Here is a 23,462-nt window from a genome sequence, read left to right on the forward strand (position 1 = left end):
GCCTCCGGCGGGGGTCGGCCGGCACCGGGATGGAGGGACGCCGTCGCCGACTGCGGGTCCATCGTGGCGGATGCTGGGGCTCCCATCCCGCACACCGTCGACCCAGGCAGAGCCGAGCAGGCGCGGCCCCTGGCGTCCAGGTCGTTCGTGCAGTGGCGCGCTCCACCTGGATGCCAGGAACCACGCCCGCTCCACGGTGCGGTGTGGGTCGACGGCGTACGGGATGGGAGCTGGGGTCAGTGGTGGGTCGAGGAGGCATCCGCCATGATCGGCCCCGACGCCTTGCCGCGATGGCTCTCGTCCTGCACGAGCAGAGAGAGCAGGGACGCCACGGGCAGGCCGGCTTCTGCCGGATGGCGCAGCACCTTGTCCGGCTCGATGCGGTAAGTGTTCGCGCGCCCCTCACGGGTGTGCGAGAGGTAACCGTCCTGCTCGAGGTCGGAAATGATGCGCTGGACCGCGCGCTCTGTGAGCCGGCAGTGGGCGGCGATGTCGCGGATCCGGACGTTCGGCTTGTCGGCGATGGCCGCCAGTACGCGCGCGTGACTGGTGATGAACGTCCATCCGCTGTGAGGTTCGGGCACTCCAACCATGCCTCGCATTTTAGGGGACCCCCATTTTTTAGGGGACCCCCATTGCCCGAACTCAGTTACATGACATACTTTTCCGGTAACCGCTGGCGGCTTTGCGCTGGCGCGCCACGGAAGGAGCCCCGAAGGTGTCTGCGAGTGAGGCCGTCATGCCAACGCTCACGAGTGGCGTCGGTGGCAAGCGGTGGTCGGTGCAATCCAGTGAGCCTGGGCCGACGACTGCGTTGCGTCAGTACGAATGCCGTGGCGCGTGGGTGGTCGCCGCTCACGGCTCCTATGACATGCACTCGTCCCCGCCTCTGGCGGAGGCATTGGACGCCGCTGTCAGGAAGCATGCGAAGGTCGTCCTGGACGCCTCTGGCGTTGACTTCGCGGACTCGACATTCCTCAACCTGCTGATCCTTGCCCACCAAGCGGGAACCCTGCGCGTGGCCGCACCGCCAGCACAGCTTCAGCGGCTGTTCGAGATCACCGGAACCGACACCATCCTGGTGATACGAGAGACCGTGACCGACGCCGCCGCCGCCTAACTGAGAGAGAGCAGCTCAACAGGGTGTGCCGCGCCACTGGATGGGCCGTCCGAAGCCGCTCAGTGACGACCGACGTGTACCCCCATGCCCAAGCCCGTTCTTTTGGAATGATCTGCATGGACATGCGCAGGATCGTCGCAGTGCTGGCCGAGGAAGCTGAGCAGCAGATTCAAGACCAGGTGTGGGATCTGGCGCCGAGCGACCGCGCACTCGCCCTTGAGACCGAAGCCCGCCTGCGCAACGTTGTCGGCCCGCCGGACGTCCAGGAGGCCTTGCCGCAGATCAAGCGGCTTGAACACCTGCGGGAATGTCTCGCCGCCCTGGCCATCTCCCTCGCGCGTACTCACGGCCGTCTGGCCTGGTTTCTCTCTGGCGCTCTCAATGCGCTTGAGCCCGTCCTGCGCTGGCGTGCCCTGCCAGCCGACCGTGGCGGCAGCTTCGGCACTGTCCTCCCAGGCCCTGAGGAATACACGGAGGCGGAGGATGCCGTCCGCCGACTCCAGGACGCCCTTGCAATGATCACCGCCGAGCCGGTTGACCCCGGCAGCGTTCGCCCGAATCAGGAAGCGAACGGGGTCTGAGGCGGCGAGAGTGCAGAGCACGACACACGTGCACACCCTGGTCATCAGGAGTGTCGACCCTCGGTCCGGATGGATCGGGGGTCTTCTTCTGTTGCCCGGCCGGAGCGCCGACCATGATCCGGCTCGGCGAGTTCGTCGCACACGGTCGTGAGGGGAGAGCGGCTGCCACGGCGATGCGACCGTGGCCCGCGCTTGGGCGGCCGGGCCCGGGCGAGCCGATCCGTCCACGGCCGCCGCGGCCCAGCTCGAGCCCGGCGAGCAGGTGTTGGCACGCCCCGGCCCGGACAGGTCCTGGTGCACATGGAAAGACCCGACCGCTGGCGACGGGGGATGCACCAGCGATCGGGCTATGGCCAAGGGTAACAAGGTTGGGCTGATTACGGGGGCCAAGTCGACGGGGAAATGGGCAGGTTGGCCGATCAGCGACCGCACGGAGGGTCGTAGGAGAGGCGGGGCAGGTACTCGTGCCACTTCTGCGGGGTCAAAACACCCCGGGTGACCGAGCAGATATGGCTGATTGCCGCCTCGTCGTCCAGGCTCCACAGGCGGACCGTGTCGGCGCCGCTGGAGACGCCGATGACATGGCTGTCGGGGCTGAAGGAGAGGAAGTAGCCCGTCTTGGCGTTGGGGCTCATCGACTGGCCGATCGGGGTCGCCGAGGCGGGGCGGGTGACGTTCCACAGCCGGACGGTGTTGTCGTTGCCGCCACTTGCCAGCGTCCGGCCGTCCTGGCTGAAGCTCAGCGAGGTGACCGCCTCGGTGTGCCCGGTGAGCGGGGCGCCGAGGGCGCTGGCGGTGGCGGGGTCGGTGACGTTCCACAGTCGTACCGTGTCGTCATCGCTGCCGCTGGCCAGGGTGTGGCCGTCGGGGGTGAAGGCGAGTGCGTTGACCGGGCCGGAGTGCTCCGTCAGCGGCCGGCCGAGCGGGACCGGGTGGGCCGGTGCGGTGACCCGCCAGAGGCGGATGGTGCTGTCCGCGCTGCCGCTGGCCAGGGTCCGGCCGTCCGGGCTGAAGGCGAGGGCGTTGACGTAGCCCCGGAATCCGGTGACCGGCTTGCCGAGCGGTGCGGGATGGGCGGGGTCGGTGACGTTCCACAGCCGCAGGGTGTGATCGTCCCAGGCGGTGGCGAGGGTGCGGCCGTCCGGGCTGAACGCCAGCGCGTCCGGGCCCATGAAACGCGTCGCCAGATGCAGGAGCGGTCCGGCGATCACCGGGTGGGCCGGATCGGCGACGTTCCACAGATAGATCCTGCGTGCGCCGGTGAGGACGGCCAGGGTGCGGCCGTCGGGGGAGAACCGCAGGTCCCGCTGGCCGCTGTCGGCGGGCATGAACGGCGTGCTGAGCGGCTTGGGCCGGTCGGCGCGGGCCACGTTCCACAGCCGGACACGGCCGTCCCGCGCGGCCGTCGCCAGCATCCGCCCGTCCTGCCGGAACGCGGCGCTGTGGCCGATCATGTCCGAGGTCGGGATCGACCACAGCCGCACCTTGCTGTCACCGCTGCCGGTGGCCAGCGTCCGCCCGTCCGGGCTGAAGCCGAGCGCGTACATCTCGCCGCTGCTGCCCTCGAGCGGCTCGCCGATCTGCGAGGGGGAGGACGGGTCGCTGACGTTCCACAGACTCGCCGTGCTGTCCGCGCTCGCGGCGGCCAGCCGTCCGCCGTCGGGACTGAACGCCACCGACCAGATGGGGCCGGTGTGGCCGGTCAGCGGGGAGCCCAGCTGTGCCGGGTGGGCGAGGTCGGACAGGTCCCACAGCCGGATGGTGTCGTCCGCGCTGCCGCTGGCCAGGGTGTGGCCGTCCGGGCTGAAGGCCACCGAGTGAACGATGTCCGTGTGGCCCTTGAGCACGGCCGGCAGCGGCTCGGGCCGACGCGGGTCGGCGGTGTTCCACAGCCGGATGGTCTCGTCGTCGCCGCCCGCCGCCAGGGTCCTGCCGTCGGGGCTGAACGCCACGGAGCGCACCGCGGCGGTGTGTCCGCCCAGCACCTTCAGCTGCTTCGCCCGGTGCGGATCGGCCACGTCCCACAGCCGTACGGTGTGGTCCTCGCCGGCCGAGGCCAGGGTGCGGCCGTCGGGGCTGAAGGCGACCAGGTAGATCGTGCCCGTGTGACCGGTCAGCGGTCTGCCGACGGCGGTCGGGTGGGCGGGGTCGGTCACGTCCCACAGCCGGATCGTGCCGTCGTCGCCCGCGCTGGCCAGGGTGTGGCCGTCCGGGCTGAACACCGCGCTGCTCACCCAGCTGGTGTGGCCGGTCAGCGGCCGGCCCAGGGGCTTCGGGCGGCTCGGATCGGCCACGTTCCACAGCCGGACCGTCCGGTCGTAGCTGGCCGTGGCGAGGGTCTTGCCGTCGGGGCTGTAGGAGGTGAGGTAGACGGCGCCGGTGTGGCCGGACAGCGGGGTGGCCAGCGGCGCGTTCACGATCGAGATCAGTCTGCTGTACGTCCCCTCGTCGTCCGGGCGCAGCCGGTGCGCGACCAGGGCGAGCTGGGCCGCCAGCGAGGGGTCCGTGTGCTGCACCCGGTCCGCCTCGGCGAGTACCTGCTCGAACACGGCGTCGTCCCGCTGCTGCCGGGCGATCACCGCCGAGCCGCCGGCCACCAGGGCCAGCACGACCAGCGCGGCCACCGCGGCGCGGCTCAGCCACACCGAGCGCCGGCGCAGCCGGACCGAGGCGGCCAGGAACTCCACCGCGCTGCGGGTGAGGAAGGTGTCACCGGCGGACCTGGCCCAGCTGCGGGCCTGCTCCAGCCGTGAGCCCCGGTACAGCAGCGAGTTGTCCCGGTCCGAGTCCTCCCAGGCCCGGCCGTCCTCCTCCAGCCGCTGGCGCAGCAGATGGTCGTTGCGGTTGTCGTCGATCCAGTGCCGCAACCGGGGCCAGGCGTGCAGCAGCGCCTCGTGGGTAATCTCCACGGTGTCCGCGTCCAGCGTCACCAGCCGGGCCCGGACGAGGGCCTCGAGGGACTCCTCCGTCTTGCCGGGGTCCGCCGACTCCTCCGCGAGCTGACGCCGGGTGCCGCGCCGGCGAGTGGCCTGGGTGTCCTCGCCGAGGCGTACCAGGCGCAGCAGGAGCAGCCGGGCCGCCGTACGGGCCGCGGGGTCGAGCCCCGACCAGGCGCGCTCGGCGGTCGCCGCGACCGCGCCCTGGATCCCGCCCGCCGCGCGGTAGCCGGCCAGCGTCAGGCGTCCGGCCTTCCTGCGCTGCCAGGTGGCGAGCAGGGCGTGGGACAGCAGTGGCAGCACGCCCGCGTCGTGCGCCCCGCGCGGGCCGTCGACGCTCACCTCGCGCACGATCAGCTCGGCGAGCCCCGGTTCCAGCTCGAGCCCGACCGCCTTGGCCGGTCCGGTCACCGCCTCGCGCAGCTCTGCGCTGGTCAGCGGGCCGAGCACCATGTGCCGGTGCTGGAGGGCGTCGGCGAGTTCCGGGTAGCCGAGGCACTGTTCGTAGAAGTCGGCGCGGATGCCGAGCACGACGACGACCGGGGCCGGGCCGTCCCCGCCGGCGGGCGGGGTGCAGGCGGCGTGCAGCAACTGGAGGAAGGTACGGCGGTCCGCCTCGTCGGGGCAGAGGGTGAAGGCCTCCTCGAACTGGTCGACGATGACGACTGGGCGGGTGTCGGGGGACGGCTCGCCGTCGGACGCCCGATTGCCGGAAAACCGATTGCCGGAAAACCGGCTGTCGGCCGCCTGGTTGTCGGCCGCCCGGCTGTCGGCCGCCCGGCTGTCGGCCGCCCGGTTGGCGGCGGGCGGACCGTCGGAGGGCGTGGACTCGGTCGGCTCCGTCCCGGTGGGTGTCGCGCGACGCGCCCACACCGAGACCGCCTCGCGTGCCGCCCGGGCGAGCCGGGGAGTGTCGGAGCCGGGCACCGCCGGGTTCCGCGTCGCCTCCCGCTCCGCCTCGCGCGCCTCGGCGGCGACCGGAGCCAGTTCCGGGATACGGCGGACCAGTTCGCCCAGTGGATCGGCGCCCGGCACCAGCTGGAGCACGGGACCCGGCGTGCCGGTCCGGCCCCCGCCGAGGGCGCCGCCGCGGACGGCGGGGACCAGACCGGCGTTGAGCAGGGACGACTTGCCCGCTCCCGAGGCGCCGACCAGCATCACCAGACCACCGGTGCGCTCCGCGGCCCGCAACTGGGCGACGAGTGCGCTCGTGCTGCGCTCCCGCCCGAAGAACCAGCGGGCGTCCTCCTGCCGGTAGGGGGACAGCCCCCGGTAGGGGCACACGCCTCCGGTGACGGGCGGGGTCTGGGCGGGTGGCCGCCGGTTCTCCTCGGCGGGCGGGGCGGGCCGGTCGCCGACCGGGTCGGCGAGCGCGCACTCCCACAGCCGCTGCCAGTGCGCGAGGTCGTACAGACCGGTGGAGATCGGTCCGGGCCGCAGCCGGCGGGCCTCCGGGATCAGGATGTGCAGCACCGCGGCGAGCGCGGCGAACTGCGCCGGTACGTTCCTGGCCCGGCGCCAGTCGCTGATGCGCTGGGCGGACACCCGCACGGGCCGCCCGCGCTCGTCGACGCGCTGCAGCCGGACGACCGCCTCGGCGACGCTCTTGAGGGGAGGGTTTCCAGCCTCCTTGTAGAGGAGCGCAAGGCGCTCGGCGAAAGCTGTGCGTGCCCCTGAGTCGGAACTCAAGGCCCCACCCCTTTACGTTCCCCCCGTATCTGGATGTCCGGACCGGAAAACTCACCTTATACGCCTGACCTGCGAGTAAGCACGAGACCGGAGACCGGAATCTCCTCGTCGGCGACGACAGATGGCAGGATCCGGTCCGGGTAGTGGACCCATCACACACCGTCCGGACAGGCCACCGGCCTCGTGTGGGGAAAGGCAGCCCACGTAGGCGAAGGATCTCGGCCAACTTCCGCCGAGAGCGGACGAGTGGGTTCCACCGCAGACAGGGAGCGGCTGCGAGGCCGGCGCGTGATTCCGCGACCAGTCCAGGAACCAGCCTCCTTCGTCGACCCGTGACGAGCCGACGCGGCACGGGTCGATCGCCCCGCTCCGTTCGGCACCGGTCCCCACGAGGGGAGGGACCGGTGCCGGGCGGGCGGTGGCCTTCTCGATGCTCCCTCAGGTGTTCGCCCGGGGGCCGTTCAGACCCAGCCCGCTGCCTGAGCCGTGGCCACGGCGTGCCGCTCGGCCTGATCGGCGGAGGTGTTCAGGGACGGGTCCTGTCCCGGTGTGCTCCCGCCGGCCGCGCCCGCGGCGGCCAGGGACGCCGCCAGTGCAGCGCGCAGCGCTGATGCGGAGGCCGCGCTGCCGTCGTGGGCTGCGGCCAGCTGGGCGGCCAGTGCCGCGGTGGCCGCGGTGTTGCGGGCGCAGCGGGCGTCCGCGGCGGGGTCCGGGGCGGACGAGGCCAGGCCGGCGAGCGACGTGGCCGACAGCCGTAGCGCATTGGCGGCCCGGCCGACGGGGTCCCTCGGTACGGTCACGGCCGCGTCCTCGTCGACACCGGCGTACCGGCATGCGGCGAGTGCCCGGTCGTAGGCGCTGTGCGCGCGGGCGCCATGGGTCCTGCGCAGTGCTTCGGCCGCCGTTTCTTCCTGTTCTTTCTGTTCGTCCCGTTCACTTGGCTCGTGCCGTTCATCCTTTTTGGCCCGTCCGTTCGGCTCGTCCCGTTCGCTCATCCTCGGCCTCCCTGGGTGCGGGCGGCAGGGTGCCATGCCGGACCCGAAGAGGCCAGAAGCGTGCGGCGATCCCGGGTCGGCGGCCTGGATATCTGACGCATCGTCAGATACGGTCGCCCAGCCGGTCGTTCCCGAAGGGGTGGAGTGTCATGGAGAAGCGTCCCTCGTGCCCGCAGCCGCCCGGTGCTCCGCGCTGGGTCGCGATGTTCCGCGGGCCCGCGCAGGACTCCTGGACGGTGGGCGCCGAGGCCCCGGACCGGGCTCCCGTGCTCTACGCCGTCGCGGACATGACCCGGACCGTACGGGCGCGCGGCGAGGAGGTGACGGTCGCGCTGTGGGGGCCCGAGGACGGCGCCTGGCGCCTGTTCGACACTCCGGCTTCCGCCAAGGCGCCCGCCACCCCGGCCGACGGGCCCGCCTCCGGCGCCGCCGGACCGGCCAGGCTCGTGGAACGCATGACGGACCGCCGCCACCAGGTGCTGATGGCCGGGCTGGGCAAGGCGGGCCTGTACGACCTGGGCCCCGAGGACGGCGAGGCGGTGCGGGCGATGGCCGACCTGCTCGACGAGCCCACGGTCCGCCGGGTGGCCCACTGGCTCTCGGTCGCGGGCGGCGGGCAGTAGCGCTGGCGGACCCGGTTCGGGGCGTGGTTCGCGGGGCAGTGACGTCCTGGAAGCTCTCGCCCACGACTGGAGGACGCATGAAGGTCTCCGTCGACCGCTCCCTGTGCTACGGCTCCGCCGAGTGCGCGCACCGGGCGCCGGCCGTGTTCGCCTTCGAGGACGGATACGGCGTCGTACGGCCCGGCGGTGCGGGGTCCGGCGACGAGCCGGAGGTGAGGGAAGCGGCGGAGAAGTGCCCTTCGCAGGCAATCACGCTCACGGACGGAGCGGAGTAGGAGTCAGGAGGCACTGCCCGGCCCTCCTCCGTGCGGTGCGGCAGGCCCGACAGCGCGAGACCCCCGGCCGGGGCCCCGGCCGGGGGTCTTTTCCGTGTCGACTCGTGAGGTACGCAAGTCGCCCTTTTCGTCGAGACGGCTGCGGTTGCGGTGCTGCCGACGGCGGATCAGCAGTCGAGCAGTGCCGCCGGGGGATGATCAGGGGCGGTTTCCTCCGCCTCCGTCGTGTCGAGGGGCCGGTGCCGGCAGCTCGGGGACTTTCCGTGGGCTTCCGCCCGGATCCGCTGTTTCATCGTGGGGGGCAGCGCTCTGGCGTGGGACCAGGCCCAGCGGCTTTGTGCCGGGATGATCGTCGGGGCCGTTCGTTCCTTGGTGCCCGTGTGGGGGCTCTCGTTCTCGGGTGCGGCCGTCGCGGTCGTGGCGGTCGTGGTGGTGACGAGTCCGAGCGCCGTGCACAGCGCGAGGAAGGCGGTGACGATGGCGGTCCACAGGTTCATGACCTTGTTCTGGGTCATGGCCCCTCACTTTCGGGTTGGGCGATTTGCGTACTTTCCTCATGATGTGTATGTGGGTCGCGAAGTGGTGGACCGACGCCCGTGGCGCGTCGATGTTCCGATGAACACCACCCGGATGGCCGCAAGAGGGCTGGAAAGCGCCTAAAACCTGGTGAGGGTGAGCGAAGAGGGAGCAAAGTAACCTTCCGTGGAGGTGTGATCACCCTCCGATCGGAACGGCCCCGGACCTGCCCTATTGCGCTCACGGAGGCGGGAGTTGAGCCCTGACGCAGGTCACCGATCGATATCGGCCGGTGTGTATAGTCGGGCGGCAGAGGTCCCCTACGTCAAGGAAAGACGAGGTCGCGCGGTGAAGAAGCTGCTCCTGGTCGCACTGGCCGCCATCGGCGGGCTCCTCGTGTACCGCCAGATCCAGGCGGATCGCGCCGAGCAGGACCTGTGGACGGAGGCGACTGACTCCGTGCCCACGGGTTCGTGAGTGCCTGATACCAGAATCTGAACAGACCCCGGTCGCCCGAGCGGCCGGGGTTCTGCGTTTGCGGGGGCGCGCGGGGTGCGGTAGGCGTGTGGCGGGGGCGACAGGCCGGCCGGGGTCCGGCTTTTGCCGGTGGTGCCGGGTCGGTGTGCGGCTTTTGGCGGTGGTGCCGGGTCGATGTGCGGCTTTTGGCGGTGGTGCCGGGTCGGTGTGCGGCTTTTGCCGGTGGTGCCGGGTCGGTGTGCGGCTTTTGGCGGTGGTGCCGGGTCGATGTGCGGCTTTTGGCGGTGGTGCCGGGTCGGTGTGCGGCTTTTGCCGGTGGTGCCGGGTCGGTGTGCGGCTTTTGGCGGTGGTGCCGGGTCGATGTGCGGCTTTTGGCGGTGGTGCCGGGTCGGTGTGCGGCTTTTGCTGGTGGTGCCGGGTCGGTGTGCGGCCCTTTTTTCGGTGGTGCCGGGTCTGTGTCCGGCCTGTTCCGGTGGCGTCGGGTCGGTGCACGGCCCTTCCCGGTGGCGTCGGACCGTCGTCCGGCCTCTGCCGTGGGTGCCGGGCTTTTCGGACGGCCGTCCGCGTTCCCGGGATGGCGCGGGCGCGCGCGGGGCAGGATGGGCCACGGTCCGGTACGGCTTGCGGAGCGACGACTGGGGAGGCCGGCACGTGCGGGGGCGAAGGCGACTGACGGTGTGGTGGTTGGCCCTGCTGCCGGGGCTCTGTGCCCTGGTCGCGCTGCCCGGCGCCACGGCCGCTGCCGCCGGCGACGCCTCGTACGCCTTCGCACCCGGCGCGCGCACGGTCGCGGGCGGGAAAGGCACCGCGGACGCCGGGCGGCTGGAGCCCGGCCGTGTCTACCGCAGCTTCCTGCCGGACAACGGCAAGCTCTCCTACCGGCTGCGGCTCACGGCCGCCGACACGGCGTACGTCCCGGTCACCGCCGTACCCCCGGCGAACGCCCCGGTCTCCGCCACCGACGGCATCAGCGTCTCCGTGCGCAACGCGAGCGGCACGCTCTGCTCCATCGCCTCGGCCCGCTTCGGCGCCGGCCTCAGCCCGCGCCCGGTCACCGCGCTGGCGCAGCGCGAGACCGGCCGGACGCTGTGCCAGGGCGGCGGGACCTACTACGTGCAGGTCCAGCGCATCGAGACCGGGAGTTCCGGCGCATCGGCCCCGGCCCGGCGCTGGGACCTGGAGATCGCGCCGGTCACGGAACCGCGCCCGGCGCACGCAGGCACCGGCGCCGCACCGCAGACCTGGGACTCCGCCACGCCAGAGCCGGTCACCGGGGCACCCGAGGACCGGCCGGGCGGCGCGGGCTTCGCCTCGGCCCGCCCGCTGGGCCAGGGGGTGTGGCGCACCGAACTGGTGCCGGGCGAGACGCGGTTCTACAAGGTGCCCCTCGACTGGGGGCGGCAACTGCACGCCTCCGCCGAACTGGGCGGCGCCCAGGGGCACGCCTTGGTGGGCGGTGCGTTGAACCTCTCCCTCTACAACCCCGTCCGCGGCTACGTCGAGGACGTCGCCCCCGGCTACACCGGCACCCCCAAGTCCGCGGTGCTCGCCCCGGTCCCGCCGGTGGAGTACGCCAACCGCTACGCCGTCCCTGCCGCGGTGACCTCCGTCCGTTTCGCCGGTGACTACTACCTGGTCCTGCACCTCAGCGACCAGCTGGCCGGCCCGTTCGGGCGGGGGCCGTTCGGTGTGACCCTGCGGGTCCGGGTGGCCGGGCAGGCACACGCGGGGCCGCAGTACGCCGGCCGGCCCGTGCCGGGGGACGTCTTCACGGTCACGGCCGAGGACCGGGCGGCGGTGCTCACCGGCAGCGGCAGCGGCGGTGGGGGCGAGGGCGGCGCCGGGAGCGGGGGCGACCTCGTGATGAAGCTGGTCGCGGCCGGCGGGATCGGCCTGGGCACGCTCCTGCTGCTGGTGCTCGGCGGGTGGACGGTGGCGGCCCGGCGGTCTCAGACCACCCGGGTCAGCGCCCAGAAGCCCACCGCGTAACAGGCCAGTGCGAGCAGCAGGATCGGTACCACTGCCTTGGCCGGCGGGCCGGGCCGCCCCCGGCGGGCCCGGCGCCCGCGCCGACCGTGCCCGGGGGGCCTCGCCCGGGCCGTCGGAGGGGCCATCGGCCTTGGAAACGACGGGAGTTGCGGGTCCCGGGCGGTGTACGAAGCGGTGAGGGACGGGTCGGTGGCCGCCAGATCGGCAGCCGACAGCTCTGCGGACCAGGCGGCAGGGGCAGAAGGAGCGGGGGACTGCGGCAGTGGCGGCGCGTCCGGCGGCGCAGGAGACGGAGAAGGCACCGAATCCGCCGTGCCGTGGGGGGAGTTGCGGGGACAGCCGTGAGGGGTGTCGTGGGGGAGGGTGTACGGCTCGGGAGCCGGGGTCGGAAGCGCCTGGGGCGGCGGCAGCCGGAAGCTTCCGGTGTCCGACAGGGAGCCGGTGCCGGTCGGTTCCGCGCCACCGTTACGGCCGGAAGCGGCGTCCGCGTCCGGGTCCGAATCCCCCCTCGGGATCAGCTCCCTGGCCACTCCGGGAGCCGGTTTGAGGGGGCCGGCGGGGCCGAACCCGGGGGGAAGCGGGCCGAGTTGGTCGAAGATCTCGATCAGCTCGTCGTCGAGGTCGGGTTCCGGCAGGAGTTCCGCCGCACCGGCGAGGGCCTTGCGCGCGCCTGTGGCCGTGCGGAAACGGGCGGCCGGGTCGGGCTGGAGCAGGCCGGCCACGACCTGCCAGAGCGGTTCGGGGATGCCCTTGGGCGCGGGGGGCGTACCGTGCTCGGCGAAGTACTGCACGAGTGCCTTGGCGTCGGGTTTCGCGCCTTCGAGGAGATACAGGGCGACCAGGCCGACGGCGAACAGGTCGGCCGGGAAGTCGGGTTCGGCGCCGAGCAGCTGCTCGGGGGCGAGGTAACCGGGCGTGCCCACCACGAGGTTGGTCTCCGTCAGGCGGGGTTCGCCGAGCCGCATGGCGATGCCGAAGTCGGACAGCCGCAGCCGGGGTCGGCCGGTTCCGGTGGCTTCGAGGAGGAGGTTGGCGGGCTTGACGTCCCGGTGCACTACTCCTTCCCGGTGGACGGCGGCGAGCCCGGACAGGAGCTGGTCGAGCAGGGCGCACACATACGCCGGCGGCAGGGGACCGTAGTCGCCGACCAGATGGACCAGCGAGCCGCCGGCGACCAGGTCCATGGTGAACAGCACCTTGTCGTCGTCGGCGGCCCAGCTGGCCGGGGCGAGGACGTGAGGGTGGTCGATCCGCAGGGCCTGCTCGCGCACGAAGCGCAGCAGGGAGTGGGCGTCGCGCTGCTGGAGCACCTTGGCGGCCACATAACGCCGTCGGCGGTGGTCCCAGGCGCGCCATACGGCGCCCACACCACCACGTCCGATCGGGTCGGCCAGCTCGTACCGGCCGGCGAAGACCTCACCCATGGCAGCCCGTAGCTCCTCCCCCTCGCCCCGCGCGTCCCCCTGACCGCTAAGCCCCCACTACCCCCACCACTGGTCTTACTACCCCCCGGTTTCCGACGGGTCAGTTCTGGTGGGACTGGTAGTGGGCGACCGCGTCGGAGGTGCGGCCGGCGCCGTAGACGCGGAGGAACTCGGCCAGTTCGGGGTGGGTCGGGGCGAGGCTGTCCGCGGCGTCGATGATGTCGCCTGCCGCGGCCACCGAGCGCAGCAGCGACTGGATCTCGCGGACCACGCGCTTGACGGTCGGCGCGCCGGAACCGCTCGTGGTCTGGGTGGTGTTGCTGAGCACGGATCCCCCCTGCGACTTCTTGATCTCTTCCATGCGCTCGGTCGCCTCGGCGGCGCTGACGCTGCCGTCCGCCACCTGGGCCGCCAGGTCCTGCAGCAGCTGCACCCGCTGGACCACGGCGGGATTGCCGATCTTGGCCCGCTGACCGCTCATCAGCTGCGAGAGCATCGGAGCGGACAGCCCGAGGACCGCCGCGAGACGGGCCTGATTGAGGCCGAGATCCTCGATGAGCTTACGGAAGAGCGCCCCCAACGGCTCCCCGTACCAGTTCCGCTGCAGCTCCCGCGCTCTGGCGGTGGCTTCCTGCTGTGCGGCGTCCATTGCGTCTCCCCATCGCTTCCCCAGAAAACCGCGGTTCGCTGTAGCGAACCACGCCGAGCATCTTACGGAGAGTGGTCATCCGCGGGGACCCCCAATCTTTTTGCGGAATACCGGGGGTGACCCGGTACTCTGGTCTGCGGTGCCTGCCGGAACATGATTTCTCCGGCCGGTCACTCCTTTCCGGGGCCTTAGCTCAGTTGGTAGAGCGCCGTCTTTGCATGGCGGATGTCAGGGGTTCGACTCCCCTAGGCTCCACTTGTCAGACGCCCCCTGAACTGCGGAAACGCGGGTTCAGGGGGCGTTTTCCGTGGCGGACGGCCGTTGCCCCACCGCCCAGAGGAATGCCCTCCCACCTGCGCAGACGCAGTGTGGGAGGGCACTTTCACGGGATGGGGATGCGGAGTGTGGGGTACAGGGTGCGCAGTGCGGTGTGTGGCGTGCCAGGTGGTTTCACGTGAAACGAGCCGTGGGCAGCACACATGAGGCCGCAGGCGGTGAGGGATCAGTCCCGGTCCTCGCGGTCCGCGGCATCCTCCTCGGCCTGCTTGGCCTGGACGTCGGGGTCCAGGGGAGAGGTGCCGTCCACTGAGCCGAGGCGGTTCGACTCGGGGACCTCCGTCGCGGCCGGGGGCTCGACCAGCCAGTCGGGGTTGGCCTGCTTGTCCCACCACTTCCAGGCAGCGAAGGCGCCGCCTGCCAGCATGGCCAGCAGTGCGAGCCCCTTGAGGGCGCGGGCGCCGCGGCACCGGCGTTTGTTCCTGCGGGCCAGCTTCTGGATGTCCTCGGCCGAGACATTGCCACGCAGCGCGGCCAGGGCGGCGGCGCCGCGGGCGGCGGCCTCGTCGCGCACCGGGACGGCCGCGGCCCTGGCCTGCTCGAGCCTGGGGCGCGAGTACTCGGCGGCCTGCCGGGCAGCCTTGCGGGTGCGGACGGCAGCCTCGTGCGCCGCCAGATCCACCTTCGGCGGTACATGCGCGCGGGCCTGCTCCAGCCGTGGGGCGAGCCGGGCGTCGTACTGCACGCGGGCCTGGTCGGCGGCCTGCGACATCACGGGCGCCAGCCGTACGCGTGCCTCCTGCGCATAGAGCGCAGCACGCTCCTTGGCCGTGTCGGCGTAGGGCGCCACCACTTCCGCGGCGTGCAGCACGCTGTCCTTCGCCGAGCCGGTTGCGGCGCGCACGCTGTCGATGCGGGTCACGGGTTCCTCCTCCTCGGTGGCGTACGGTATTTCGACTTTCCACCCTTTTACGGATCATGCCTGCCAACCGCCTGTGCGGCATGTGCGGGCGGGCATATGGGTGCTGACCGCTCTTTCAGCTCGATTCCGGGTGAATGCCGGGCAAGCCGAGCCTGTTGTCGACACTGCCACGAATCGGGGCCGAGCGCTTCCTTCCCGGCCGAAGTCGCGGAAATCATGGCCGGTCGGCGGCGTACGGATCCGGCCGTGCGAGGATCGGTGAGTCACTCGAAGACAACGGAAGGCAGATCGTGGCTGAGCAGCTGTACGCCACCCTCAAGACCAACCGCGGCGACATCGTGGTCGAGCTTTTCCCGAACCACGCGCCCGAGACGGTCCGCAACTTTGTCGAGCTGGCGCAGGGCGAGCGTGAGTGGACGCACCCCGGCACGGGTGAGAAGGCGAAGAAGCCGCTCTACAACGGCACCATCTTCCACCGCGTCATCAGCGGCTTCATGATCCAGGGCGGCGACCCGCTGGGCACCGGCATAGGCGGCCCCGGCTACAAGTTCGGCGACGAGTTCCACCCGGAGAAGTCCTTCGACAGGCCGTTCCTGCTGGCCATGGCCAACGCCGGCCCGGGCACCAACGGCTCGCAGTTCTTCATCACCGTCGCCCCGACGACGTGGCTGAACCGCAAGCACACCATCTTCGGTGAGGTCACGGACAAGGCCAGTCAGGCCGTCGTCCAGGCCATCGCCGAGGTGAAGACGGCCCGCAACGACCGTCCGGCCGACGACGTCGTCATCGAGTCGGTCGTCATCGAGAAGCGCTAGGCCCTGTCGTCACATTCCGTCTGCCTCGCGACGGGAATGTGAGGACAGGACCTAGGGCCGACCACCACGGCCCAGCCCCCTCGCGGGAAAACGGCGAGGGGAACCAAACGCCCCGCTCGTCCGTACCAAGGATGTGCGGGGCGGGGCGTTGCCGGGGGGGGCATGCCCACGACGAGCAAGGGGAACCGATGGACCAGGCCGAAGGCAGCGCGCAGGACGCCGCCCGCAGTGTGCCCGTGTGCTACCGGCACCCGGACCGCGAGACCGGTGTGCGCTGCACCCGTTGTGACCGCCCCATCTGCCCGGAGTGCATGATCAGTGCCTCGGTCGGCTTCCAGTGCCCGGACTGTGTCCGCTCCGGGTCCGGCACGGGACACGCCGCTTCGGCGTCCCGGCCGCGCACGGTCGCGGGCGGCACGGTGGCCGCCGATCCCCGGCTCCTCACCAAGATCCTCATCGGGATCAACATCGCGGTGTTCATCGCCGTCCAGGCCGACAAGTCCCTTCTGGACCAGCTGGTGCTGATCGGCGTGTGGCCCCCGAAGCCGTATGCGCCGACCATGGGCGTGGCCGACGGCGAGTGGTACCGCCTGGTGACGTCGATGTTCACGCACCAGGAGTACTGGCACATCGGCTTCAACATGCTCAGCCTCTGGTGGATCGGCGGTCCGCTGGAGGCAGCCCTGGGCCGGGCCCGCTACCTCGCGGTCTACTTCGTCTCCGGCCTGGCCGGCGGTGCGCTGACGTACCTGCTCGCCTCGCCGACGGAGGCCTCGCTCGGCGCCTCCGGAGCGATCTTCGGCCTCTTCGGAGCGACCGCGGTGCTGATGCGCCGGCTGCGCTACGACATGCGGCCGGTCATCGCGCTGCTCGTGATCAACCTGGTCATCACCTTCGGCTGGGGCAGCATCGCCTGGCAGGCACACATCGGCGGTCTGGTGGCCGGCGTGGTCACCGGGTACGCCATGGTCCACGCCCCGCGCGAGCGGCGGGCGCTGGTGCAGTACGGCACCTGTGCCCTCGTCCTGGTGGTGGCCGTGGTCCTCACCCTGGTCAGAACCGCTCAGCTCACCTGATCCGAAGCCGATACCGAACCGTTGTCCACAGCGTGTGCCGGATCTTGTGCACCGCGTGCGGGCACAGCTGTGCCCCCTGTCGCTCGGATGTGTTTTCCCAGGTCGGACAGGGGGCGAACAGATGTGTGAGGACCGGTGGGGCAGTCACACCGGCGTCAACACTCGATGAGTTATCCACAGATCGTCGTTCTTTTTCCCCACTGTGGAAAACGGCTGTGGATAACTCAGTGGATAGCCCTGGGGAGAGCTACTTCCACTGCGTGGAGACACCGAAGCCGGCGGCGATGAAGCCGAAGCCGACCACGATGTTCCAGTTGTCCAGGGCGTCGATGGGCAGCGAACCGTCGGTCACATAGAAGACGACGATCCAGGCCAGACCGATGACGAACATGGCCAGCATGACAGGCGCGACCCAGGCGCGACTGGTCAGCTTGATCGCCTGCGCCTGCTTCGCCGCCGGCGGCGTGAAGTCGGCCTTCTTGCGGATACGTGACTTCGGCACGAGGGTCTCTCCTGTCGATGCGCTGCGTGGCCGCGCAGGTAACCGGTTCGGGGCTCGGGGCAGCGTACAAGGGGCCACCATGACGACTCTGTGTACTCCCCCGGGCGTCCGTTAGCGTAGTGCTTCCGCGGCGCTGAAGGAGATAAGGGTCCGTTGAGCAATTCTGCCGACTCCCCCGGGACGCAATCAACGGGCTCCGGCCCCCGCGTCCGTCCGCGTCTGCGCCCGGTGCGGGTGCTCACCGCGGCCGTCTTCGCCCTCGCCGGGCTGATTTTCTTCACCAGCTTCAACACGGCCAAGGGCACCGACATCCGGCAGGACGGCTCGCTGCTCAAGCTGTCCGACCTGATCCAGCAGCGCAGCCGCAAGAACAAGGGCCTGGACGAGTCCAACGCGGCCCTGCGCGAGAGCGTGGAGTCCCTCGCCAAGAGTGACGGCGGCAGCAGCAAGGCCCAGGACCGCGAGGTCCGCGGGCTGGAGCGCAGCGCGGGGACCCAGCCGCTGACGGGCCACGGCCTCACCGTCACCCTCAACGACGCCCCGCCCAACGCCACCGCCAAGCTCCCCGGCTATCCCGAGCCCCAGCCCGACTACCTGGTCATCCACCAGCAGGACCTGCAGGCCGTGGTGAACGCCCTGTGGCAGGGCGGCGCCCAGGGCATCAAGGTCATGGACCAGCGGCTGATCTCCACCAGCGCGGTGCGCTGCGTCGGCAACACCCTGATCCTCCAGGGCCGCGTCTACTCGCCGCCGTACAAGATCACGGCGATCGGGGACCCCGGAAAACTCCAGCAGTCGCTCGCGGCGAGCAAGGCGATCCAGACCTACATGGTGTACGTCAACGTCTACGGCCTCGGCTGGAAAGTCACCGACGACGGGACGGTGACTCTTCCCGGCTACTCGGGCACAGTGGATCTGCACTACGCCAAGCCCGTGCAGTAGCCATCCGTCCCGGAGGCGCCGGTGCGCGTGATCGTCAGGACCTTCAGCGAACTGTGCCTCACCGTCGGTGCCCTGATCGTGCTCTTCGTTGCCTACATCCTGTTCTGGACGGGTGTGCGGGCCGACGGCGCCATGAGCGACCAGATCGACCAGCTGCACCGCCAGTGGGCGAAGGGGAGCGTGCAGCCGGCCGCCGCCACCCCGGGCAAGAAGACGCCGGCCGTGTCGGACCCGGCGCCGTACCACTACGGCAGGGCCTTCGCGATCATGTACATCCCGCGGTTCGGTTTCACGTGGAACAAGCCCGTCCTGGAGGGCACCGGCCGGGACGTGCTGGCCAAGGGACTCGCCCACTACCAGGGCACCGCCGGGCTCGGCCAGGAGGGCAATTTCGCGGTGGCCGGTCACCGGCGCACCTACGGCGACCCGTTCCTGGACTTCCCCGAGCTGCGGCCGGGCGACGCCGTGGTGCTCACGGACGGGACGACCTGGTTCACGTATCGGATCGACAAAGGGCCCTACAAAACCGTGCCGACGGACGTTGAGGTCATCGACCCTGTGCCACGTAAGTCCGGGTATACGCGTCCGGGCCGCTATCTGACGCTGACCACGTGCGATCCGGAATGGGGGCACAGTCACCGGCTCATCGTCTGGGCGCACCTGGATTCCACACAACCTGTGGAGGCAGGCCAACCGAAGGCTCTGCGCCATTAGTCTGGTGGCGTACGGCGTGAGTCAGGTGCCGTGGGGATACGGAAGGAACGGCATGTACGGCTGGATCTGGCGGCATCTGCCGGGGAACGCATGGGTCAGGGCGCTCATCTCGCTCGTACTGATCCTGGCCGTGGTCTACGTCCTCTTCCAGTACGTCTTCCCGTGGGCCGAACCGCTGCTGCCCTTCAACGATGTGACGGTGAACAACCAGTGAGTGCCCGGATCCTCGTCGTCGACAACTACGACAGCTTCGTCTTCAACCTCGTCCAGTACCTGTACCAGCTGGGCGCCGAGTGCGAGGTGCTGCGCAACGACGAGGTGTCGACCTCGCACGCCCAGGACGGTTTCGACGGTGTGCTGCTCTCGCCCGGCCCGGGCACGCCGGAGCAGGCGGGCGTGTGCGTGGAGATGGTCCGGCACTGCGCGGCCACCGGCGTCCCCGTCTTCGGCGTCTGCCTCGGCATGCAGTCGATGCAGGTGGCGTACGGCGGCGTGGTGGACCGGGCGCCCGAGCTGCTGCACGGCAAGACCTCGCTGGTCGAGCACGAGGGCAAGGGCGTCTTCGCGGGCCTGCCCTCGCCCTTCACCGCGACCCGCTACCACTCGCTGGCCGCCGAGCCGGACACGGTCCCGGCCGAGCTGGAAGTGACCGCCCGCACGCACGACGGCATCATCATGGGCCTGCGCCACCGTGAACTGCCGGTCGAGGGCGTGCAGTTCCATCCCGAGTCGGTGCTGACCGAGCACGGGCACCGGATGCTGGCCAACTGGCTGGTGGAATGCGGCGACCAGGGTGCCGTGGCGAGGTCGGCGGGGCTCGCCCCGGTGGTGGGCAGGGCCACGGCGTGACCGCGCTGCGCCCGGAGCGCAAGACCGATGCCTCGTACGGGGATCAGTCGTACGAGGCCTCCGGTGCGCTCGGGCAGTGGGACGCGACGGGCGCCCGTGAGCCGCACGGGGCACAGGGGTCCTACAAGGAGCCGTACGAGGAGCCGTACGAGCCGTACGAGCCGTACCGGGATCCTCTCGACGACGAGACGATGGCGCTACGGGTCCCCGATCCGGCGGCGGGCCCGCAGAACGAGGCTGTAAGCGTCTCTGCGGGCTCTTCGGCCTCCTCCTCGCCCGAACCCGCGGCCGGCGGTCGTGCGGCCCGCAGAAAGGCCGCCAAGCGCCGTGGCGGCGGGCGGCACGGCGGGAACCGGGGGACCGCGCCCGCCGCGGCACCGGAAACCGGCCGGCCGCTGTCCCGGGTCGAGGCCCGCCGGCAGGCGCGGCTGCGCAAACCGTCTCCGGCCGTCGTTGCGAGCCGGGCCATCGGCGAGGTGTTCATCACCACCGGTGTGCTGATGCTGCTGTTCGTCACCTACCAGCTGTGGTGGACCAACGTCCGCGCCCATGCGCAGGCGGGCAGCGAGACGCACCAGCTGCAGGACGACTGGGCCAGCGGCAAGCGCAACCCGGGCGTCTTCGCGCCGGGGCAGGGCTTCGCCATCCTGCACATCCCCACGCTGGACGTGGTGGCGCCGATCGCGGAGGGCGTCAGCAACGCGAAGGTGCTCGACAAGGGCATGGTCGGGCACTACGGCGAGGCGCCGCTGAAGACGGCGATGCCCGACGCCAGGACCGGCAACTTCGGTCTCGCGGCGCACCGCAACACCCATGGCGAACCGTTCCGGTACATCAACAGGCTCAAGCCCGGTGACGCGGTCGTGGTCGAGACGCAGGACACCTACTACGTGTACAAGGTGACGTCGACGCTTCCGGTGACCTCGCCGTCCAACACCAGCGTGCTGGACCCGGTTCCGAGGGGCTCCGGATTCACCGGGCCCGGCCGCTACATCACCCTCACCACCTGCACGCCGGAGTTCACCAGCAAGTACCGGTTGATCGTCTGGGGCAAGATGGTCCAGGAACGCCCGCGCAGCGAGGGCAAGCCGGACGCGCTCATCGAGTAGGGCTCATCACACAGGGGCAGAGGAAGACAGTGGCAGCGACCGCCGACGAGACCCAAACACACCCGGACGCGTCCGAGCCGGAGCCCGCCGAGCACCACCGGCGACCCGGGCGGATCGCGAAGGCGGTGAGCGTCTTCGGTGAACTCCTCATCACGGCGGGCCTGTTGCTCGCTCTGTTCGTCGTCTACTCCCTGTGGTGGACGAACGTGATAGCGGACCGCAAGGCGGACAAACAGGCCGACAAGGTGCGTCAGCACTGGGCGCAGGAGAAGGATTCCGGGCCCGGCGCGCTGGACACCAAGGACGGCATCGGCTTCCTGCACGTGCCGGCGATGAAGAACGGCGAGGTGCTGGTCGAGAAGGGCACCGGCACGGACGTCCTCAACGACGGCGTGGCCGGCTACTACACCGACCCGGTCAAGGCCACACTCCCCATGACCGGCAAGGACGGAAACTTCACCCTCGCCGCCCACCGCGACGGCCACGGCGCGAAGTTCCACAACATCGACAAGATCGGGAAGGGCGACCCGATCGTCTTCGAGACACGGGACGACTGGTACGTCTACAAGGTCTACTCGATCCTCCCCGAGACCTCGAAGTACAACGTCAAGGTCCTCACTCAGGTCCCCAAGGAGTCCGGCACGACCAAGCCGGGCCACTACATCACGCTGACGACGTGCACGCCCGTCTACACCTCGGAGTACCGCTACGTCGTGTGGGGCGAGCTGGTCCGGGTGGAGAAGGTGGACGGCAAGCGGACACCGCCGGCGGAGCTGCGCTGAAGCCGTACGGCACAGGCCCCGGAGCGCACGCGCGCTCCGGGGCCTGTGCCGTTGGGGCCGGGCTTCGGCGTCAGCCGTTGTTGCCGCCGAAGAGGCCGCCGCCGTTGTTGCCGTTTCCGCCGATGTCCATGGTGGTCAGGACGATCGTGGTGCTGCTCGGATTGGCCTGGCTGCCCGCCGGCGGGGTCTGGGTGATGACCCGTGCCTTGTCGTCGGTCGGACCGCTGACCTGGATCTGCGTGTAGCCGGCCTGCTGCAGGGTCTGCTGGGCCTGCTTCAGGGTCTGGGTGACGACGTTCGGCACCTGGCCCTGCGTCTGGCCGCCGCCCTGGAACTTGCCGACGTTGATCACCACGTTGGTGTTCTTGACGACCGAATCGCCGGCCTGCGGGTTGGTCGAGATGACCTTGCCGTCCTGCGTCTGGTCGGTCGTCGGGCTGTCGTTGCAGCTCGGCGACAGACCCAGCTGGGTCAGTTCGCTCTTCGCGTCGTCACAGGACTTGCCGACGAGGTCGCCGGGGATGGTCACCTTCTCCTCCGCCTTGGCGACGGTGAGGGTGATCGTGGAGCCCTTCTGGACCTCCGCGCCGAGCTTGGGGTCCTGGTTCAGGACGGTGCCCGCCTGCTCCGAGGAGACCTCGTCCTTGCGTACGACCTTGAACTGGTACTGGTCGCCCTCCAGCGTCGCCTTGGCGTCCTCGTAGCTCTGGCCGAGGACACTGGGCACCGCCACCTTGGGCGCGCCCGTCGACACCACCAGGGTGATCGTGTCGCCCTTCTTCACCTGCGAGCCCGCCGCCGGGTCCTGGGAGCAGACCGTGCCCTTGGGCTCGTTCGCACAGGGCTTGCGGGTGGGCGCGGCCAGCTTGAGGTCGGAGTTCACCGCCATCTTCTGGGCGTCGGCGTAGGTGTGATCGACGAAGTTCGGGGCGTCGAAGGACTGGTTCCCGCTGTTCCCGCTGAACGCCCACTTGCCGATCAGGATCGCGCCGATCAGGACCAGCACGCCCGCGACCACCAGGAGGATCGTGGAGGTGTTGGACTTCTTCTGCCCCCGCCCCCGGCGGTCGGGGCGCTCGTCGTAGCCGTAGCCGCCGTCGTCCGGGTTCATCGGCGGAAGCATGGTGGTCGCCGCCGCGCCGCCCGGCTCCGCCCGCAGCGCGGTCGTCGCCTGGTCGTCGGCGTAGCCGCCGTAGCCGACCGCGCCCAGGGCTGCCGTCGCGCCGACCGGCTGGCCGTCCAGGCAGGCCTCGATGTCGGCGCGCATCTCGTCGGCCGACTGGTAGCGATAGTTCGGGTCCTTGACCAGCGCCTTCAGGACGATCGCGTCCATCTCGGGCGTGATCTCCGGGTCGAAGACCGACGGGGACTGGGGCTCCTCGCGCACATGCTGGTAGGCCACGGCCACCGGCGAGTCACCGACGAACGGCGGGCGGACCGTGAGCAGCTCGTAGAGCAGGCAGCCGGTCGAGTACAGGTCCGAGCGGGCGTCCACCTGCTCGCCCTTCGCCTGCTCCGGCGAGAGGTACTGGGCCGTACCGATGACCGCCGCCGTCTGCGTCATCGTCATCCCGGCGTCGCCCATGGCGCGGGCGATGCCGAAGTCCATCACCTTGACCTGGCCGTTGCGCGTCAGCATGACGTTGGCCGGCTTGATGTCACGGTGGACGATGCCGTTGCGGTGGGCGTACTCCAGGCCCTGCAGGATGCCGATGGTCATCTCCATCGCGCGTTCCGGCAGCAGCTTGCGGCCGCTGTGCAGAAGCTCACGGAGCGTGGAGCCGTCGACGTACTCCATCACGATGTACGGGATCGAGACCCCGTCGATGTAGTCCTCGCCCGTGTCGTAGACCGCGACGATCGCGGGATGGTTGAGCGAGGCGGCCGACTGGGCCTCCCGGCGGAACCGGGCCTGGAAGGACGGATCACGCGCGAGATCCGCGCGCAGCGTCTTCACCGCCACGGTGCGGCCGAGCCGGGTGTCATGCGCGAGGTAGACCTCCGCCATGCCACCACGGCCGAGCACCTGGCCCAGCTCGTACCGGCCGCCGAGGCGACGCGGCTCTTCCATAGCTACCTACCAGCCCTCTCCGTCGGTCCCGGCCGCACACCGTCGTGCGCTGCCGGAGGCTGCTTCCGGGCCTACCGTACCCGGCTCGCTTTGTATGACCTGGCCAAGCCCGGAACCCGATACAGGACCG

The 23,462-nt window shown here is 70.7% G+C and carries 23 protein-coding genes and 1 tRNA gene; 15 read left to right on the forward strand and 9 right to left on the reverse strand.

What is annotated here, in order from left to right:
• Positions 1-236: 236 nt before the first annotated feature.
• Positions 237-593 (reverse strand): helix-turn-helix transcriptional regulator, encoded by a 357-nt coding sequence (locus GQF42_RS22945; RefSeq protein WP_158922765.1) that lies wholly within the window; start codon positions 591-593, stop codon positions 237-239.
• A 146-nt stretch (positions 594-739) separates the two neighbouring features.
• On the opposite strand from GQF42_RS22945, the gene GQF42_RS22950 reads away from it, so the two are divergent.
• Positions 740-1,120, forward strand: coding sequence for an STAS domain-containing protein (locus GQF42_RS22950; RefSeq protein WP_158922767.1), 381 nt, complete (start codon positions 740-742; stop codon positions 1,118-1,120).
• Between the two features lie 116 nt (positions 1,121-1,236).
• Positions 1,237-1,701: a hypothetical protein gene (locus tag GQF42_RS22955; protein WP_233273427.1), complete on the forward strand. Its 465-nt coding sequence runs from the start codon at positions 1,237-1,239 to the stop codon at positions 1,699-1,701.
• 419 nt (positions 1,702-2,120) lie between these two features.
• On the opposite strand, the gene GQF42_RS22960 is transcribed toward GQF42_RS22955, so the two are convergent.
• Complete coding sequence (locus tag GQF42_RS22960; RefSeq protein ID WP_158922769.1) at positions 2,121-6,326, reverse strand: nSTAND1 domain-containing NTPase; 4,206 nt, start codon at positions 6,324-6,326, stop codon at positions 2,121-2,123.
• Between the two features lie 461 nt (positions 6,327-6,787).
• Positions 6,788-7,321 carry a hypothetical protein gene (locus tag GQF42_RS22965; RefSeq protein WP_158922771.1) on the reverse strand — a complete coding sequence of 178 codons (534 nt, stop codon included), beginning with the start codon at positions 7,319-7,321 and terminating at the stop codon, positions 6,788-6,790.
• A gap of 149 nt (positions 7,322-7,470) precedes the next feature.
• Between GQF42_RS22965 and GQF42_RS22970 the strand changes: the two genes are divergently transcribed.
• Positions 7,471-7,944 (forward strand): hypothetical protein, encoded by a 474-nt coding sequence (locus tag GQF42_RS22970; RefSeq protein WP_158922773.1) that lies wholly within the window; start codon positions 7,471-7,473, stop codon positions 7,942-7,944.
• Between the two features lie 77 nt (positions 7,945-8,021).
• Positions 8,022-8,219: a ferredoxin gene (locus GQF42_RS22975; protein WP_158922775.1), complete on the forward strand. Its 198-nt coding sequence runs from the start codon at positions 8,022-8,024 to the stop codon at positions 8,217-8,219.
• 167 nt (positions 8,220-8,386) lie between these two features.
• Here GQF42_RS22975 and GQF42_RS22980 read toward each other — a convergent pair whose 3' ends face one another.
• A complete protein-coding gene (locus GQF42_RS22980) occupies positions 8,387-8,734 on the reverse strand; it encodes a DUF6344 domain-containing protein (RefSeq protein ID WP_158922777.1) in 348 nt (115 codons plus the stop codon).
• A gap of 349 nt (positions 8,735-9,083) precedes the next feature.
• On the opposite strand from GQF42_RS22980, the gene GQF42_RS46025 reads away from it, so the two are divergent.
• Entirely contained in the window at positions 9,084-9,212 is a 129-nt protein-coding gene (locus GQF42_RS46025) for a DLW-39 family protein (RefSeq protein WP_003999697.1), read from the forward strand.
• 675 nt (positions 9,213-9,887) lie between these two features.
• Positions 9,888-11,201 carry a hypothetical protein gene (locus GQF42_RS22990; RefSeq protein ID WP_233273788.1) on the forward strand — a complete coding sequence of 438 codons (1,314 nt, stop codon included), beginning with the start codon at positions 9,888-9,890 and terminating at the stop codon, positions 11,199-11,201.
• On the opposite strand, the gene GQF42_RS22995 is transcribed toward GQF42_RS22990, so the two are convergent.
• Positions 11,162-12,625 carry a serine/threonine-protein kinase gene (locus GQF42_RS22995; RefSeq protein WP_158922783.1) on the reverse strand — a complete coding sequence of 488 codons (1,464 nt, stop codon included), beginning with the start codon at positions 12,623-12,625 and terminating at the stop codon, positions 11,162-11,164. The genes GQF42_RS22990 and GQF42_RS22995 overlap by 40 nt on opposite strands.
• A gap of 100 nt (positions 12,626-12,725) precedes the next feature.
• Positions 12,726-13,274 (reverse strand): helix-turn-helix domain-containing protein, encoded by a 549-nt coding sequence (locus tag GQF42_RS23000; protein ID WP_158922785.1) that lies wholly within the window; start codon positions 13,272-13,274, stop codon positions 12,726-12,728.
• A gap of 182 nt (positions 13,275-13,456) precedes the next feature.
• Here GQF42_RS23000 and GQF42_RS23005 point away from each other — a divergent pair.
• Positions 13,457-13,529 (forward strand) — tRNA-Ala (locus GQF42_RS23005).
• A gap of 247 nt (positions 13,530-13,776) precedes the next feature.
• On the opposite strand, the gene GQF42_RS23010 is transcribed toward GQF42_RS23005, so the two are convergent.
• Entirely contained in the window at positions 13,777-14,472 is a 696-nt protein-coding gene (locus GQF42_RS23010) for a DUF5324 family protein (protein ID WP_158922787.1), read from the reverse strand.
• 290 nt (positions 14,473-14,762) lie between these two features.
• On the opposite strand from GQF42_RS23010, the gene GQF42_RS23015 reads away from it, so the two are divergent.
• Both GQF42_RS23015 and GQF42_RS23020 read left to right on the forward strand, forming a co-directional pair.
• A complete protein-coding gene (locus GQF42_RS23015) occupies positions 14,763-15,287 on the forward strand; it encodes a peptidylprolyl isomerase (RefSeq protein WP_158922789.1) in 525 nt (174 codons plus the stop codon).
• A 188-nt stretch (positions 15,288-15,475) separates the two neighbouring features.
• On the forward strand, positions 15,476-16,363 hold the full coding sequence (locus tag GQF42_RS23020; RefSeq protein WP_158922791.1) for a rhomboid family intramembrane serine protease: 888 nt from the start codon (positions 15,476-15,478) through the stop codon (positions 16,361-16,363).
• Between the two features lie 247 nt (positions 16,364-16,610).
• Here the strand turns inward: GQF42_RS23020 and crgA are convergent, their stop codons facing one another.
• Positions 16,611-16,865, reverse strand: coding sequence for a cell division protein CrgA (gene crgA / locus GQF42_RS23025; RefSeq protein ID WP_158922793.1), 255 nt, complete (start codon positions 16,863-16,865; stop codon positions 16,611-16,613).
• A gap of 153 nt (positions 16,866-17,018) precedes the next feature.
• On the opposite strand from crgA, the gene GQF42_RS23030 reads away from it, so the two are divergent.
• Genes GQF42_RS23030 through GQF42_RS23055 form a run of 6 tightly spaced genes read left to right on the forward strand, consistent with a single transcriptional unit; the run spans position 17,019 to position 21,261 of the window.
• Positions 17,019-17,807, forward strand: a complete 789-nt coding sequence (locus tag GQF42_RS23030; RefSeq protein ID WP_158922795.1) for a DUF881 domain-containing protein — start codon at positions 17,019-17,021, stop codon at positions 17,805-17,807.
• 21 nt (positions 17,808-17,828) lie between these two features.
• Positions 17,829-18,521, forward strand: a complete 693-nt coding sequence (locus GQF42_RS23035; RefSeq protein ID WP_158922797.1) for a class E sortase — start codon at positions 17,829-17,831, stop codon at positions 18,519-18,521.
• Positions 18,522-18,573: 52 nt separating this feature from the next.
• Positions 18,574-18,735 (forward strand): hypothetical protein, encoded by a 162-nt coding sequence (locus GQF42_RS23040; RefSeq protein WP_199272762.1) that lies wholly within the window; start codon positions 18,574-18,576, stop codon positions 18,733-18,735.
• Positions 18,732-19,370, forward strand: coding sequence for an aminodeoxychorismate/anthranilate synthase component II (locus GQF42_RS23045; protein ID WP_158922800.1), 639 nt, complete (start codon positions 18,732-18,734; stop codon positions 19,368-19,370). The genes GQF42_RS23040 and GQF42_RS23045 overlap by 4 nt, the downstream gene beginning before the upstream one ends.
• Entirely contained in the window at positions 19,367-20,479 is a 1,113-nt protein-coding gene (locus tag GQF42_RS23050; protein ID WP_233273428.1) for a class E sortase, read from the forward strand. Before GQF42_RS23045 ends, GQF42_RS23050 begins: the two co-directional genes overlap by 4 nt.
• Positions 20,480-20,508: 29 nt before the next feature.
• Entirely contained in the window at positions 20,509-21,261 is a 753-nt protein-coding gene (locus GQF42_RS23055) for a class E sortase (protein WP_158922804.1), read from the forward strand.
• A 70-nt stretch (positions 21,262-21,331) separates the two neighbouring features.
• Here GQF42_RS23055 and pknB read toward each other — a convergent pair whose 3' ends face one another.
• Positions 21,332-23,332, reverse strand: a complete 2,001-nt coding sequence (gene pknB, locus GQF42_RS23060; RefSeq protein WP_158922806.1) for a Stk1 family PASTA domain-containing Ser/Thr kinase — start codon at positions 23,330-23,332, stop codon at positions 21,332-21,334.
• Between the last annotated feature and the right edge of the window lie 130 nt (positions 23,333-23,462).

The organism is Streptomyces broussonetiae (assembly GCF_009796285.1).
In the GTDB taxonomy this organism is placed as follows: domain Bacteria; phylum Actinomycetota; class Actinomycetes; order Streptomycetales; family Streptomycetaceae; genus Streptomyces; species Streptomyces broussonetiae.

Coding starts and splice junctions, on each gene's coding strand:
- GQF42_RS22945 (WP_158922765.1), bottom strand. CDS start 593: ATGGTTGGAGTGCCCGAACCTCACAGCGGATGGACGTTCATCACCAGT.
- GQF42_RS22950 (WP_158922767.1), top strand. CDS start 740: ATGCCAACGCTCACGAGTGGCGTCGGTGGCAAGCGGTGGTCGGTGCAA.
- GQF42_RS22955 (WP_233273427.1), top strand. CDS start 1,237: ATGGACATGCGCAGGATCGTCGCAGTGCTGGCCGAGGAAGCTGAGCAG.
- GQF42_RS22965 (WP_158922771.1), bottom strand. CDS start 7,321: ATGAGCGAACGGGACGAGCCGAACGGACGGGCCAAAAAGGATGAACGG.
- GQF42_RS22970 (WP_158922773.1), top strand. CDS start 7,471: ATGGAGAAGCGTCCCTCGTGCCCGCAGCCGCCCGGTGCTCCGCGCTGG.
- GQF42_RS22975 (WP_158922775.1), top strand. CDS start 8,022: ATGAAGGTCTCCGTCGACCGCTCCCTGTGCTACGGCTCCGCCGAGTGC.
- GQF42_RS22980 (WP_158922777.1), bottom strand. CDS start 8,734: ATGACCCAGAACAAGGTCATGAACCTGTGGACCGCCATCGTCACCGCC.
- GQF42_RS22995 (WP_158922783.1), bottom strand. CDS start 12,625: ATGGGTGAGGTCTTCGCCGGCCGGTACGAGCTGGCCGACCCGATCGGA.
- GQF42_RS23000 (WP_158922785.1), bottom strand. CDS start 13,274: ATGGACGCCGCACAGCAGGAAGCCACCGCCAGAGCGCGGGAGCTGCAG.
- GQF42_RS23020 (WP_158922791.1), top strand. CDS start 15,476: ATGGACCAGGCCGAAGGCAGCGCGCAGGACGCCGCCCGCAGTGTGCCC.
- GQF42_RS23040 (WP_199272762.1), top strand. CDS start 18,574: ATGTACGGCTGGATCTGGCGGCATCTGCCGGGGAACGCATGGGTCAGG.
- pknB (WP_158922806.1), bottom strand. CDS start 23,332: ATGGAAGAGCCGCGTCGCCTCGGCGGCCGGTACGAGCTGGGCCAGGTG.